Here is a 12,659-nt window from a genome sequence, read left to right on the forward strand (position 1 = left end):
ACAAACAACTGTTTTTTTGGGGGATGTTTGTTTAAGAGCTCACCAGGGGTAGACTAAAAGAAATTCAGCTTGAGGTGATAGGATTGGATATGACGAAAATGTATGAAGAACAAAAACATAAGCATGAAAACCGCTTTCAGTATAAGCAGCGTAACATGTGGACAGGGATTTTATTCGGGCTTGGGATTGTGGCATTTATAGATGAGGTAATTTTTCACCAATTATTACATTGGCATCATTTCTATGATAAATCTACAGCTGCTGTTGGGTTAGTTTCAGATGGTTTATTTCATGCATTCAGCTTTTTTGCTACGATTGGATCTGCTTTTTTATTGGCTGACCTACATAGAAAACATGGATTTTGGCTAAAAAGATGGCTAGGCGGTATTTTTCTTGGAGCTGGAGTATTTCAGCTTTACGACGGAATCATACAACATAAATTCATGAACCTTCATCAAATTCGTTACAACGTTGAAATACTTCCCTATGATATCATTTGGAACATACTAGCGGCTCTTTTAATTGTTATCGGTATTGTCTTATTACTACAAACAAATCAAAAAGGACGATAGGAGGTGACGCATCTTGCATGCTCATGAAGCTCATGCTCAAAACTTTCCTATCATGGTTCAGCTACTACTCGCCTTGCCATTTTTTATCGCTCTTATATTGTATATCCTCGCTGTTATTATTTCGAATCAACATAAAAAACAATGGCCTCATTTTCGTACTATCTGTTGGATTGTTGGGAATGTCTGTGCTCTTATTACATTCGTTGGCCCATTGGCTTCTCTTAGTCATATCCATTTTGACGCACATATGATAGGGCATTTATTGCTTGGCATGCTTGCCCCATTACTTATAGTATTAGCAGCACCCATAACACTACTGTTAAGAACCTTACCAGTGAACAACGCACGTACTCTTTCTCGGATATTAAAAAAACCGTATGTTTGTTTTATTCGCCATCCAATTATTGCATCTATTTTAAATGTAGGTGGCTTATGGTTACTCTATACAACATCACTCTTCAACTTGATGCATGAACATATACTACTGTATGTATTCATTCATCTTCACATTTTTCTAGCGGGTTATTTGTTCACTATTGCCTTTATTTATATTGATCCTGCCCCACATCCATACTCTTATGTCTTTCGATCCCTTACATTAGTAATAGCATTAGCAGCTCATGCCATATTGGCAAAATTTATTTTTGCAAATCCGCCTCATCATGTACCAACCTCAGAGGCAGAACTAGGTGCTAAGATCATGTACTACGGTGGTGATGCTATTGAAATCCTACTTGTGTATATTCTCTTCTATCAATGGTTTAAAAGCACAAGGAATGCTATTCACCCCAAGGCAGCTACTTCATCACGCTAATCTCGCCCTGTTGATTAGAATAAATAGGATTGGATAATCCGCCAATCCTCTAGCTTTTCAGTGAAGGATTTAATGTTTTTTCCTGGTATTGGACTTGTTGATGGCATTTTTTTATAAGCTCGTCCATCTAAAAGCTCAAAGCCGATATGCTTTTTAAAAACCTCAAATGCTTTCGCTCCATTAAAAAGCACTAATTGGATAGTAGGGTATTGTTCAAAAAGAGTTTGAAAATCATTAGGCTTTTCATTGCGAATCGCTGCATCTAAGCTTCCTTCACGCTCACAGGTTGCAATCGTGTCCCAAAGACCGATTGCATTGCTTTTTAATAAGGCTATTCTCTCTGTATAATCATCTGGAATCGCTGTCTCTAATAACTCACCAATAATGGGCCAAAAGTGATTGCGTGGATTGCCATAATATTGCTGTTTCTCTAACGATTGTTTTCCTGGCATCGATCCAACAATTAACACCTTTGTTGCTGAATCTACGATTGGTAATAATACATTTTTTAATTCATTGGACACAACAATCACTCCTTTTCTCTATTGTAGCGGAAAATTCGAACCAACAAGTAAATCTTGGCTTGAAATGAACAAAGGATGGTGGTATGAATGATTTATTTTATATGACTGCACAATTTTGTAGCCTATACAGTAGCCTATCCAAGGTGGGAGGTCCCCCCCGTATAGAAATGGGCCATGTTGTTCGATTCCTTGAAGTTGTAAATTCGGTAAAAAATGAGTCTCCCATAAAGCTAAAAGTTCTTTATCTGAGTAGGATTGTATCCAAGGAGCTATCCACTTTTCTCCGTATAATTCCTTCACCACATCTTCTGCTAATCCTTCTAAAATAAGAGAATCCAATAAAGTCATATCCTCTAAAGTTTTTCTTAATATGTGTATACGGCAAACATGGTTATATTCATGAGCTAGTAAAGCTTGAAGTTCCTGCTTTTCTAAATCACCAACAAATAAAAAAAGCGAATGAGGATAAGCGACACCATTTTTATTGGTCATCGTTTGCTGCTGAGTAATCGGAAAAATATAAATAGGTATTGATGGTCCATTCCATTTCCTCTGTAAGTATAGAAACTCCTGCTGTACGCAGTCCCACACATTGTGCTTCTTTAATTTTTCAACATCGACTTCCTCATGCGGTAAAAAAAGCCCCTGTTGCTGTAATGTATAGTGAATTTCTTCGGGAAGCCCATCTCGAAATAGATTGACTAAACGATCACAAAGAATCGAGCATTGTAAGCTTGTTAGCTCATCCTTTCCAGTGGATTTTCTGGCACTTATAAATTCATTTAACCACTTATCTGTTGACACAACAGCCATATCATCACCTCTTCACAGCATATGTCTTGAATAGACAATCGGCTAGTGATAAATGCATTAAATCGCATATATTAGCTTGTAATGACATCGAAAGGGGGGATATGTGTGAATCCAACTGATGCTTATAGTCTTTGCTGTAAATATCATGGTAAACGTGTTCGAATCTCGGATTCATCTGGTAAAGTACATGTTGGAGAAATCACAAGGGTAGATAGAAGACAGGTATGGATTCTACCTGATAGAAGATATAGTGGTTACGGTTTAGGATTTTGGGGATTTGGAGGGTATGGAGGAGAAGGTTTTGGCTATGGAATTGCTTTAGGAACAATTTTAGGTATTGCGCTAGCTCCAATTATTTTCTTCTAACCCAAACCTTTTATTTAAATGAAAAAGAAGCCATTTCAAACCTTGTTGAGATGGCTCATTTTTCATTATTGAACTTGCTCTTGTTGCTGTTTGCTTTCAATCAACTCGGATATTGTAACAAATGTGTAGCCTTGTTTTTTTAATGCAGGGATTATTTCTTCTAGTGCTTTAATTGTTTGTGTACGGTTTCCACCACCATCATGAAATAAAATAACATCTCCAGGCTTTGTCCCCTTCATCACCTTTTGCACAATCTTCTTTACACCCGGCTCTTTCCAATCTTGCGTATCCTGATGCCAAGACCACATCACAACCTTGTAGCCGTCCTTAACAGCAGCATTAATCATAGCATCCGTGTAATTTCCACCAACGGGACGGAATAAAACTGGGGAAAAACCAGTAATACTATAAATCGTGTCATTTGTCTGTTGAAGCTCCTCATGCAATTTTTTGATGGAAATTTTAAATGGATGTGTATACGTATGATTTGCTAATTCATGGCCTTCTGTATAAGAACGTAAAACAAGCTCTGGATATTTTTCTGCATTTTTTCCAATAATAAAAAAGGTGGCTTTTGCATCATATTTTGCTAATAAATCAAGCACAGCCGCTGTGTATTTAGGATGTGGACCATCATCAAAGGTGAGTGCAACAATTTTATCCTCTGTATTGATATCCCAAACAACTTCACCTGTCTCCTCATAATAAGGACGACCTTTATCTGCGTATCCTTCCTGCACTAAAAATCCCGAGATGATTAAAAAGAAAACCATAAAAATGAATACATAAATACGTGTCATAGCATCACCTCCCAAGTCCGTAATCACAGAACTCCGTCAACTTACTATTTACGAATTGCAATGAAATATACTTGTGCAGGACTGTCTGTTTTCTCCTTTTAATTATTTCAAGAAAATTTTAAGCGTTATTTATAATTTTGAACATTATGTGAAAATCATTGAATAGTACTTTATTTTTTTCTTTATTGATGTAAAATAAAATCAATATTGATATATAACAGTTTTATAAAAAATAAAATGTTATGTAACACAACGAAAGGGATGACATATATGTGGGTTATTACAGTATTTGAAGAAAATACTTATCGCATGTTTGAGTATAGTTCTAAAAGTGAGGCAACAAATGCATTAAACAATTTTAAGCAAACAGCTTTGCTTTCTTATACAAGATAAAGAATAACGGAATCTATTCATCAGAGTAGATTCCTTTTTTGTTATAAATAAAGTGCCTCCCATGCTTCCACTAATCATCCATCCTATTCACTTTCATCCTTATACATCTAGCAACATGGTTAGTAATGATTTTTTTCATAAAAATGTCGAACACCTTGCTAGTTATCACCATATTTATATAGAGAAAAGGAGTGATTTCAATGGTGACAATTGAACCTATTATGATTAAAGGGCATTTCTTCACAGCAGTGGTTGTTCAATTACCTAAAACAACATTACTAACCATTTCTAATGATACAGGCTACATTATGTGTGGCGCTTTAGATGTAGGCCTATTAAATAGTCGCTTAGTTGATCGTAGAATTATTGCTGGTCGTGCAGTAGGCGTAAAAACGATTGATGAGCTATTAACAGCTCCATTAGAATCCGTAACATATGAAGCAGAGCAGCTTGGTATTACTGAAGGAATGACTGGCGTAGAGGCGCTTTTAAAAATGATCTAATTGGCTAGAAAAAAGCGTCAACTAGACGCTTTTCTTTTTGTCCACAAACCGATATTGAATAAGCAAATTCCCCATCTCCCATACTGTGGAACAAAGGGAGTTGTTGTTATGACTACGAGGCAACATTTTAAAATACACGTCATTTTACTTATTATCGTTTTAATTGTTTTCATCTGGTCTGTTATAAAACCATCCTCCTATTTAGATTGGCTAGCTGAAGTTAGTCCAGGAATTGTGGCAATAACAGTCGTTGTTTGTATCTATCATAAGTTCCGTTTCACCACATTTTCTTATATCATCATTGCTCTATTGTCGATCCTTACTTTTATAGGTGGGCATTATACCTATTCGGAAGTCCCTCTTTTTAATTGGATAAAAGAAGAATTTCATTTACAACGTAATCACTATGATCGCTTTGGCCATTTTTTAAAAGGTTTACTAGCCATCGTAATAAGGGAAATACTAATCAGGAAAACACCACTTGTAAAAGGAGCTTGGCTTACAGGTATTACAATCAGTATTCTGCTCGCAATTGCTGCTTTTTATGAAATTATTGAATGGTTAAGTACAAGAATCTCGAAGGGTAGTAAAGGAGCAAAGGATTTTTTAGGAATGCAAGGAGATCGATGGGATGCACAATGGGACATGTTTTTGGCCTTGCTCGGAACTATTTTAACTTTACTTTTATTCACAAAGCTCCATGACAAATTTTTAAAGAAACTAAACAAGTCATAAATATTTTTGCATAGCATGATTATATAACCTATGAAAGGTGGTATTAGATGTACTATGCACAGGTCAATCAACAAGCACATCATCATCCATCACGTACTATGACTGTAACCGGGAATGGACAGGTAATGGCTACTCCTAGCTCTACACAAATACAAATTGAAGTCCAAACACAGGGCAACAATGTGCAAGGTCCGCAACAGGAAAATGCGACGATTATGAATCAAGTTATACAATCACTCATTGCACTTGGTATTCCAAGAGATCAAATTCAAACTGCTAGTTATAGGATCACACCACTATATAATTTTGAAGATGGCAAACAAATTTTTAATGGCTATGAAGTAGTCAATGCGATTTCCGTCAACGTAGCGAATACCAATAATTTGGGCTTAATCATTGATACAGCTGTAGAAAATGGGGCCAATCGAATTGCCAACATTCAGTTCAAAATGGACCATACCGATGCTTATTATCAGCAAGCATTAAGTTTAGCGCTACAGAATGCTCAATTGAAGGCGAAAACAATTGCAGAAACGATGCACCTGCCTTTGCAACCACTTCCTATAGAAATTGTGGAAGAGCAGGCTAACACACCGATACTTTATCGCTCTATGGCTGTTTCCTCGGGAGTTACGCCTATAGAACAGGGACAAATCGCTATTGATGCTACTGTTCGTGTAAAATTTCAATACTAAAGTTAGGAGCCTTCCACTTCAACCGACTTCTTAGCAAAGGTTTTCAAATAAAGTAAAGGTGTTCACTACTCTTTATGGAGGGTGTTGTCACGCATCACTTTTCCACATTGAAAATAAAAATCCCATCTCCCTAAGAATACAAATATTGGACTATTTGATTGCTATGCTAGTATGAAAAAAGTAAAGACATTTTGCAGAATGGTTGATTGGAGTGGAGCCAGCGTCACTCCAAGGGGATTTAGCGTCACAGAGGAGACCCTGGAGCGAACGCTAGTGAGTGAAGCGGCTCATCGGACGCCCCCTGGAAAGGACGCTGGCGGAACGGAAATCCACCTCTCACCTTGCAAAGTTGCTTTTTCTGCCGTTGACAACCTCTTTTTGCAACAACATGGAGCCTTCCACTAGTCAAATAGCAGAAGGCTCTTTTTTATTTTACAAGTATATTTTTTTCAATAAAGATTTCATCATCCTGTGTTTTAATAACCATATCAAAATATTGGCAATATGGATGCATAAATAATTCATATTGAATACGTCGCTCATCATGTGATTGTTTTAAATAATTTATATCTGTCCCTCTTTCAAGCACATCACGACCCGATCTTCTCTTAAGCTCTGTAGCCCCATCCGTATAAAAATAAATCTTTATATCGAATAACTCCGGATCTATAAATGCTACACACATTCCTTCTACTATCGTGATCTGTTTTTTTGAAGAAATTAATGTGCTTTTCATATAATGGGTATCGATTGTCATTAAATCGAGTCCTGCTCTTATCATCTGAACATCTCGCTCCAATGATGGCAGATGATGAGCAGCGGGATGACAAGCCGTCATTTTAAAACGATGATGCTCATTTTGATATGTATAATCAAGCATTGTTTGTTTGCGAATATCCGAATCCACAATATACGGATCAGTATTCATATAATTCACTTCATCTTGATCTAAAGCATGTATAAGCTTTTGAGCAAACGTTGTTTTTCCAGCAGCCCCATGACCTGAAATACCGATTATAATCCTTTTATCCGCAAATTTGATCAATTCTAATATTTCTTGGAAAATTTTCTCCATCGTATTGTTGTCCTCCCTAATTAAAAAAGTATGATAGAAAATTTGCATCATACTTGCTGTACTTTAAAAATAATAACAAACAGTTACTATACTTAGAAGTTTCCATTTCCAAATTTTTATGCGTTAACTCCATATCATCTGTAGATTCGATCTAATAAAAACAATTTGACAGGTTGTCAGTCAATAATTATAATAAAAGCATCTTAATTGATATTGATTATCATTTAAGATGCTTTCACTCAATAATTAAATTTAACTTTCACAGTTTGTCTTAGGAGGGATAAATCAAATTTTCCATGAGGGACTCCGAATAAATGCTCGAATGTAGATTGAATGGCTTTAATTCTAGCAATACGCTCATCTTTATTCCATTTAAATAACGATGAATCTACCCAATGATGGATTGTCGATAGAAAAAATTCTGCTACTAGCGTTGGATTTTCAATGTGAAAGAGCCCCTCTTTATTGCCTTGTATATTTAAATCTGTTAGGAGTGGCGTAAACTGACAAATTGTTTGTACATGTAATATTTGACGCAGAGTAGCATTACTATCATGTTGTAAATATTTAAAGATTTCGACATGGCCTGTTGGATCATCGAGCTCATAAACAAAAATCCATGCAATTTTCTCATACGCCGTAAGTGTCTCATTATAGATGACTTCTGTAAATTCTTGCTTTATTCCTTTAAGTTGCCTATCAATTAATGCATTTGCCAATGCTTCTTTGGATTTAAAGTAATAGTACAGCGTTCCCTGTGCTACTCCCATCTTTTTGGTTATATCAGTAGTTGAGGTTTTTTCATAACCTTTTTCACTAAAAAGAGACTCTGCAGTATCTAAAATCTCATTTCGTCGTTCTGATGCACTTTTTGTTACTCTAATCATTTTCTGAACTACCCCCTTTTTTCATTTAAGCATTTGACTAATAACTAGTCAAATTATCAGAGTGAGAAGAAATATTGTGAAACATTATTGAGTGACTGTCAGTCAAATACTAATTTTTAGGAGGATTTAAATGTTAAAAAAGACCCTTTCTCTATTAAGTTTCACACTTCTATTGCTGATTCTAGGTTGTGCACAATCACAGGAAACTATTTCTGAGAAAAAAGACAATACAACTATTAGTGGAAACTATCCAGTAACACTAGATACTTACACATATGAAGGACAGAAAATCTCTCAGACTATCCCCAATGCTCCAGATAAAGTGATGGTCATCGGTTCAGCTGTCGCAGAGTTAATAGTTAAGTTTGGACAGCAAGAAAAAGTCGTTGGATTTGCATATAGTGATTTAACAAATTCAAACTACAAAAATGGGATTGAAAAACTACCTTTAGTTAGTGAAATGTGGCCATCTAAAGAGGCTATCATGGCTTTAGAACCTGATTTAATCTACTCTATTGCTTCTGCATTTCGTGAGGAATTAATTGGAAGTATCCCATCTTGGAACAACCGTGGACTTCCTGTTGTTTCTTCTACCAACTTTACAATAGGACGTAGTATAGATATTTACTTTGAGGAAATTCAAACATTCGGGAAGGTTTTTAATATAGAAGATAAAACAAATAAATATTTGACTGAACAACAAACACGCATAGATGCCATTACTTCTAAAGTTAAAGATTCTAAGGAAAAGCCTACTGTTCTATTGATAAGTGGAGCTAGAGGAAAGTATTTCTACTTCTCACCAAAATGGGCCATGATTGACGAGATGATTGAAGGTGCTGGAGCTACATATTTAGAACTTTCGAAAGAAGACTATATTGAACTTTCAACAGAGGCAATTATTGCAGCAAATCCAGATAAAATTATCATCACAGAATTCCAAGAGCCTAATCAAGAAAAGACAAAAAATAATTTAATGAATGATAAAAAGCTTCGAACTGTAAAAGCCATTCAAAATAATGAAGTTATGGCCGTAGAATATACAGGGGCTATAAATGGTGGCATTGAGATTGCTGAATTATATGAAGAAGTAGCTGAATTTATCCACCCTGGGGTGATAAAAAATGCTCAAAAGTAAATTTTCTTTTTTTACCCTACTTCTATTTTTGATAGTGCTAGTTTTCCTTTCAATAATTGCTTCTGTTTCCATAGGACAAGTCAGTATACCCTTTCTTGATTCTTGCAAAATTGTTTTATATCAAATTACAGGAATAAATATAGGTCATATAGATACAACTATTTCTAACATGACACTCGAAATCATTTGGCAAATTCGTTTTCCTAGAGTTTTATTAGCACTATTCGTTGGGAGTGGTTTGGCACTTTGTGGTAGTGTGATGCAAGCAACCATTCAGAATCCACTTGCAGATCCTTATTTACTTGGTATCTCTTCAGGTGCTTCACTAGGTGCAACATTCTCTATCATATTAGGATATCAGTTCAGCCTTTTTGGAGAATCAAATTTAATGATTTGGGCATTCCTAGGTGCTTTATTGGCAACTTTTCTAGTCTTGCTGCTATCAAGCATTGGAGAAAAAATGTCTGTTATTAAACTTATTCTAGCCGGAACTGTTGTCAATGCACTATTTACAGCTCTATCTAATCTATTTATATATTTTGCGAAGGATGCGGAAGGTGTACGTTCAGTATCATTTTGGACAATGGGAAGTTTGGCCACTGCTGATTGGGATGACCTGCCTTTAATTGCTACTATTATTATTATTATAGCTGTATTTTTCCTCTCTCAATGGCGGATTATGAATGCAATGCTTATGGGAGATGATGCTGCTATGACACTAGGTATTAATATAAATACTTATCGAAAAGTATTTTTAGTTATTTCTGCTGCTTTGACAGGCATTATAGTTTCAACTTGTGGAATCATTGGCTTTGTTGGGCTTATTATCCCACATATTGTACGCATCTTTACAGGTTCGAATCATCACCAACTACTACCTATTGTTATTTTAGTAGGGGCCATCTTTTTAATATGGACAGATTTATTAGCAAGGTCAATCATTCCTAACAGTGAATTACCAATTGGCATCGTGACCTCATTATTAGGTGCCCCAGTATTTATGCACATGTTAATAAAAAAGAAATATGGTTTTGGGGGTAACTAATATGGAATTAGATGTGGAAAACGTTTCATTCACAGTATCTGATGTTGAAATAATCAAAAGTATTTCGCTAAAGGTGAAAGAGGGACAATTTGTTGGCATTATTGGACCGAATGGTTGTGGAAAATCCACCCTATTAAAAAACATTTATAAAGTCATAAAACCCACTAGTGGCAAGATTTTTTTAGATGATATAGATATTGTTAAATCCTCTCCAAAAGAAATCGCGAAAAAAATGGGGGTCGTTGGGCAATTTAACAACTCTAATTTTGACTTTACTGTACGTGATATGGTGATGATGGGTAGAACACCACATAAAAAAATGTTGGAATCAGATACAAAAAATGATATTGAACTTGTGGATAACATATTACGAAAAGTAAACTTAGAGCATTATGCTTTAAAACATTTTTCTTATCTTTCTGGTGGTGAAAAACAACGTGTCATTCTCGCACGTGCCTTAGCTCAAGAACCAAAGTTTTTAATTTTGGATGAACCTACAAATCACCTAGACATTAAATATCAAATTCAAATTTTATCACTAGTGCAATCATTACAAATTGGTACACTGGCCGCATTACATGATCTATCTATTGCTGCTATGTATTGCGAATATCTATATGTATTAAAAAATGGTCGAATACTAACACATGGCAAGCCCGAAAAGCTACTAACACCTGCATTAGTAAAAGAAGTTTATGAGGTTGACTGTAGTATCTATCAAAATAATGATACGAAAAATATAGTCGTCGCGTATCATCCAGCTTTACCAAATCACTAAAGTTATTTTTGACTGACAACCAATCAATTAAAAGGAGGGAGTATCTATGAATCCAATTCCATCAGAAAAATCAAGCACGTTCTATTCATATAGATGGTTGGCATTAGCTGTGATATTACTTCCAACATTATTAATCTCCTTAAATACTTACATGATACAAATTGCATTACCTGCAATTCAAAACGACTTGCATATATCATTTTCTCACGCTCAATTACTATTTTCAGGCTATTCGGTTGGCCTTGCAACTGCTTTAATAATTGGAGGCAAACTAGGTGATATTTACGGTAGAAAAAAAATATTATGGATTGGCGTATTGTTCTTTACCCTTACTGCTTTCCTAGGGGGAATTCTTTCAAGCCCATTGCTATTAGTTGGGATTCGATTTGTTCAAGGCTTAGCCGCAGCCCTTATTCAGCCTCAAGTTTTATCAACAATCCAGGAAATTTTTCCGCCTAGAGAAAAAAATTTAGCTTTCGGCTTGTATGGTGCTGTCATTGGAGTAGCCTTTACCTTTGGCTTAATATTAGGAGGATTATTAGTTCATTGGAATCTATTTAACGGCGGTTGGCGAACTGTATTTTTTTTCAATGTTCCAATTGGCATGCCAGTACTCCTTTTGCTCCCTTTTATACCGGAGTCAACGGATAAGAAATCCAATCATATTGATTGGATGGGTTCAATTTTATTAATGGTTAGTATATTTCTACTTATTTATCCTTTATCCGAAGTCCAACAACAGGGATGGCAAACTTGGATTTTTAGCTGTCTACTGCTTTCATTTGTTGTACTTATTTTGTTCATTTATCTTGAGCGATTTAAGCAAAAACTTCAACAGTCACCTCTCGTAGACCTAAGTTTATTTAAGCATCGCCCTTTTGTATTTGGCATTTGTTCTGTGCTATCTATTTACTTAAGTATGTTTGCCTTTTTCTTTATCCTTAGTTACTTTTTACAATATGGTCTAACGTATGATACAGGAGAAACGAGCTTAGTTTTTCTACCAATAGGAATTGGATTTTTTTTAACGTCCATTGTTTCTTCAAAAATTATTAATAAATATGGTTTTATTGTTTTAAAAATGGGTGCATTATGTATGAGTATGTGTACTTTTTTACTTGTCCTTTTCTTATGGATGAAGCAATATAATTTACTCAGAACGGATGCAATAATCCTTTTATTCGTCTATGGTCTTGGACTTGGTCTTGCTACAACACCTTTAGCAAATGCCATATTGGGTAACATTCCAAAGATTCATATGGGGGTTGCTGCTGGTCTATTTACAACCTTTATGTATTTAGCAAATTCCTTAGCAGTCGCAGGTATTAGTATAGTATTTTCTTATTATTTAGGAACAAGTTTAGAGAGCGCTTCTTTCTTAAATTATATTCATGCTTTCACTGTAAGTTTAATTGTCATTGGACTGTTTTCTATGATAGCCTATATAATTTTGTCGCTTTATCATAAAATGATTTTAAAAATAAAAATAAAGCAACATTAAAATATACTATTTTGTATGAC

Annotated in this window: 16 protein-coding genes; 11 read left to right on the forward strand and 5 right to left on the reverse strand. The window is 35.3% G+C overall.

Annotated features, from left to right (window positions below; translation table 11 throughout):
* The first annotated feature begins 89 nt into the window (after nucleotides 1–89).
* Both MHB40_RS23500 and MHB40_RS23505 read left to right on the forward strand, forming a co-directional pair.
* Nucleotides 90–572 carry a DUF2243 domain-containing protein gene (locus tag MHB40_RS23500; RefSeq protein ID WP_342533534.1) on the forward strand — a complete coding sequence of 161 codons (483 nt, stop codon included), beginning with the start codon at nucleotides 90–92 and terminating at the stop codon, nucleotides 570–572.
* A gap of 13 nt (nucleotides 573–585) precedes the next feature.
* Nucleotides 586–1,386: a cytochrome c oxidase assembly protein gene (locus MHB40_RS23505; protein WP_342533535.1), complete on the forward strand. Its 801-nt coding sequence runs from the start codon at nucleotides 586–588 to the stop codon at nucleotides 1,384–1,386.
* A 14-nt stretch (nucleotides 1,387–1,400) separates the two neighbouring features.
* On the opposite strand, the gene MHB40_RS23510 is transcribed toward MHB40_RS23505, so the two are convergent.
* A complete protein-coding gene (locus MHB40_RS23510) occupies nucleotides 1,401–1,910 on the reverse strand; it encodes a DNA-deoxyinosine glycosylase (RefSeq protein WP_342533536.1) in 510 nt (169 codons plus the stop codon).
* Nucleotides 1,911–1,928: 18 nt separating this feature from the next.
* Entirely contained in the window at nucleotides 1,929–2,723 is a 795-nt protein-coding gene (locus MHB40_RS23515) for a DUF2268 domain-containing putative Zn-dependent protease (RefSeq protein ID WP_342533537.1), read from the reverse strand.
* A 105-nt stretch (nucleotides 2,724–2,828) separates the two neighbouring features.
* Here MHB40_RS23515 and MHB40_RS23520 point away from each other — a divergent pair, with 105 nt between their 5' ends.
* On the forward strand, nucleotides 2,829–3,089 hold the full coding sequence (locus MHB40_RS23520) for a hypothetical protein (protein ID WP_205446022.1): 261 nt from the start codon (nucleotides 2,829–2,831) through the stop codon (nucleotides 3,087–3,089).
* Nucleotides 3,090–3,154: 65 nt separating this feature from the next.
* On the opposite strand, the gene MHB40_RS23525 is transcribed toward MHB40_RS23520, so the two are convergent.
* Entirely contained in the window at nucleotides 3,155–3,889 is a 735-nt protein-coding gene (locus tag MHB40_RS23525; protein WP_205446023.1) for a polysaccharide deacetylase family protein, read from the reverse strand.
* 261 nt (nucleotides 3,890–4,150) lie between these two features.
* On the opposite strand from MHB40_RS23525, the gene MHB40_RS23530 reads away from it, so the two are divergent.
* The 4 genes from MHB40_RS23530 to MHB40_RS23545 all read left to right on the forward strand — a co-directional run bounded on the left by MHB40_RS23530 (nucleotide 4,151) and on the right by MHB40_RS23545 (nucleotide 6,215).
* Complete coding sequence (locus MHB40_RS23530; RefSeq protein WP_342534820.1) at nucleotides 4,151–4,282, forward strand: hypothetical protein; 132 nt, start codon at nucleotides 4,151–4,153, stop codon at nucleotides 4,280–4,282.
* A gap of 200 nt (nucleotides 4,283–4,482) precedes the next feature.
* Complete coding sequence (locus tag MHB40_RS23535) at nucleotides 4,483–4,785, forward strand: DUF1805 domain-containing protein (protein WP_205446024.1); 303 nt, start codon at nucleotides 4,483–4,485, stop codon at nucleotides 4,783–4,785.
* A 108-nt stretch (nucleotides 4,786–4,893) separates the two neighbouring features.
* Nucleotides 4,894–5,520, forward strand: a complete 627-nt coding sequence (locus MHB40_RS23540; protein WP_205446025.1) for a DUF2238 domain-containing protein — start codon at nucleotides 4,894–4,896, stop codon at nucleotides 5,518–5,520.
* 47 nt (nucleotides 5,521–5,567) lie between these two features.
* A complete protein-coding gene (locus tag MHB40_RS23545; RefSeq protein WP_342533538.1) occupies nucleotides 5,568–6,215 on the forward strand; it encodes an SIMPL domain-containing protein in 648 nt (215 codons plus the stop codon).
* A 427-nt stretch (nucleotides 6,216–6,642) separates the two neighbouring features.
* Here MHB40_RS23545 and MHB40_RS23550 read toward each other — a convergent pair whose 3' ends face one another.
* Together MHB40_RS23550 and MHB40_RS23555 are read right to left on the reverse strand one after the other, a co-directional pair.
* Complete coding sequence (locus MHB40_RS23550; protein ID WP_342533539.1) at nucleotides 6,643–7,290, reverse strand: phosphoribulokinase; 648 nt, start codon at nucleotides 7,288–7,290, stop codon at nucleotides 6,643–6,645.
* A 239-nt stretch (nucleotides 7,291–7,529) separates the two neighbouring features.
* Nucleotides 7,530–8,177 carry a TetR/AcrR family transcriptional regulator gene (locus MHB40_RS23555; RefSeq protein WP_036128686.1) on the reverse strand — a complete coding sequence of 216 codons (648 nt, stop codon included), beginning with the start codon at nucleotides 8,175–8,177 and terminating at the stop codon, nucleotides 7,530–7,532.
* A gap of 130 nt (nucleotides 8,178–8,307) precedes the next feature.
* Here MHB40_RS23555 and MHB40_RS23560 point away from each other — a divergent pair, with 130 nt between their 5' ends.
* The 4 genes from MHB40_RS23560 to MHB40_RS23575 are packed head-to-tail and all read left to right on the forward strand — an operon-like array spanning nucleotide 8,308 to nucleotide 12,639.
* Entirely contained in the window at nucleotides 8,308–9,315 is a 1,008-nt protein-coding gene (locus MHB40_RS23560) for an ABC transporter substrate-binding protein (protein WP_342533540.1), read from the forward strand.
* Entirely contained in the window at nucleotides 9,302–10,360 is a 1,059-nt protein-coding gene (locus tag MHB40_RS23565; RefSeq protein WP_342533541.1) for an iron ABC transporter permease, read from the forward strand. The genes MHB40_RS23560 and MHB40_RS23565 overlap by 14 nt, the downstream gene beginning before the upstream one ends.
* A 1-nt stretch (nucleotide 10,361) precedes the next feature.
* Entirely contained in the window at nucleotides 10,362–11,138 is a 777-nt protein-coding gene (locus MHB40_RS23570) for an ABC transporter ATP-binding protein (RefSeq protein WP_342533542.1), read from the forward strand.
* 46 nt (nucleotides 11,139–11,184) lie between these two features.
* The gene (locus MHB40_RS23575; protein ID WP_342533543.1) at nucleotides 11,185–12,639 is read left to right on the forward strand and encodes an MFS transporter; all 1,455 of its coding nucleotides are present in this window, start codon (nucleotides 11,185–11,187) and stop codon (nucleotides 12,637–12,639) included.
* Nucleotides 12,640–12,659 lie beyond the last annotated feature (20 nt).

This window comes from Lysinibacillus sp. FSL K6-0057 (genome assembly GCF_038630885.1).
Classification (GTDB): Bacteria; Bacillota; Bacilli; order Bacillales_A; family Planococcaceae; genus Lysinibacillus; species Lysinibacillus fusiformis_F.

Coding starts and splice junctions, on each gene's coding strand:
- MHB40_RS23500 (WP_342533534.1), top strand. CDS start 90: ATGACGAAAATGTATGAAGAACAAAAACATAAGCATGAAAACCGCTTT.
- MHB40_RS23515 (WP_342533537.1), bottom strand. CDS start 2,723: ATGGCTGTTGTGTCAACAGATAAGTGGTTAAATGAATTTATAAGTGCC.
- MHB40_RS23525 (WP_205446023.1), bottom strand. CDS start 3,889: ATGACACGTATTTATGTATTCATTTTTATGGTTTTCTTTTTAATCATC.
- MHB40_RS23530 (WP_342534820.1), top strand. CDS start 4,151: ATGACATATATGTGGGTTATTACAGTATTTGAAGAAAATACTTATCGC.
- MHB40_RS23535 (WP_205446024.1), top strand. CDS start 4,483: ATGGTGACAATTGAACCTATTATGATTAAAGGGCATTTCTTCACAGCA.
- MHB40_RS23540 (WP_205446025.1), top strand. CDS start 4,894: ATGACTACGAGGCAACATTTTAAAATACACGTCATTTTACTTATTATC.
- MHB40_RS23545 (WP_342533538.1), top strand. CDS start 5,568: ATGTACTATGCACAGGTCAATCAACAAGCACATCATCATCCATCACGT.
- MHB40_RS23550 (WP_342533539.1), bottom strand. CDS start 7,290: ATGGAGAAAATTTTCCAAGAAATATTAGAATTGATCAAATTTGCGGAT.
- MHB40_RS23555 (WP_036128686.1), bottom strand. CDS start 8,177: ATGATTAGAGTAACAAAAAGTGCATCAGAACGACGAAATGAGATTTTA.
- MHB40_RS23560 (WP_342533540.1), top strand. CDS start 8,308: ATGTTAAAAAAGACCCTTTCTCTATTAAGTTTCACACTTCTATTGCTG.
- MHB40_RS23565 (WP_342533541.1), top strand. CDS start 9,302: ATGCTCAAAAGTAAATTTTCTTTTTTTACCCTACTTCTATTTTTGATA.
- MHB40_RS23570 (WP_342533542.1), top strand. CDS start 10,362: ATGGAATTAGATGTGGAAAACGTTTCATTCACAGTATCTGATGTTGAA.
- MHB40_RS23575 (WP_342533543.1), top strand. CDS start 11,185: ATGAATCCAATTCCATCAGAAAAATCAAGCACGTTCTATTCATATAGA.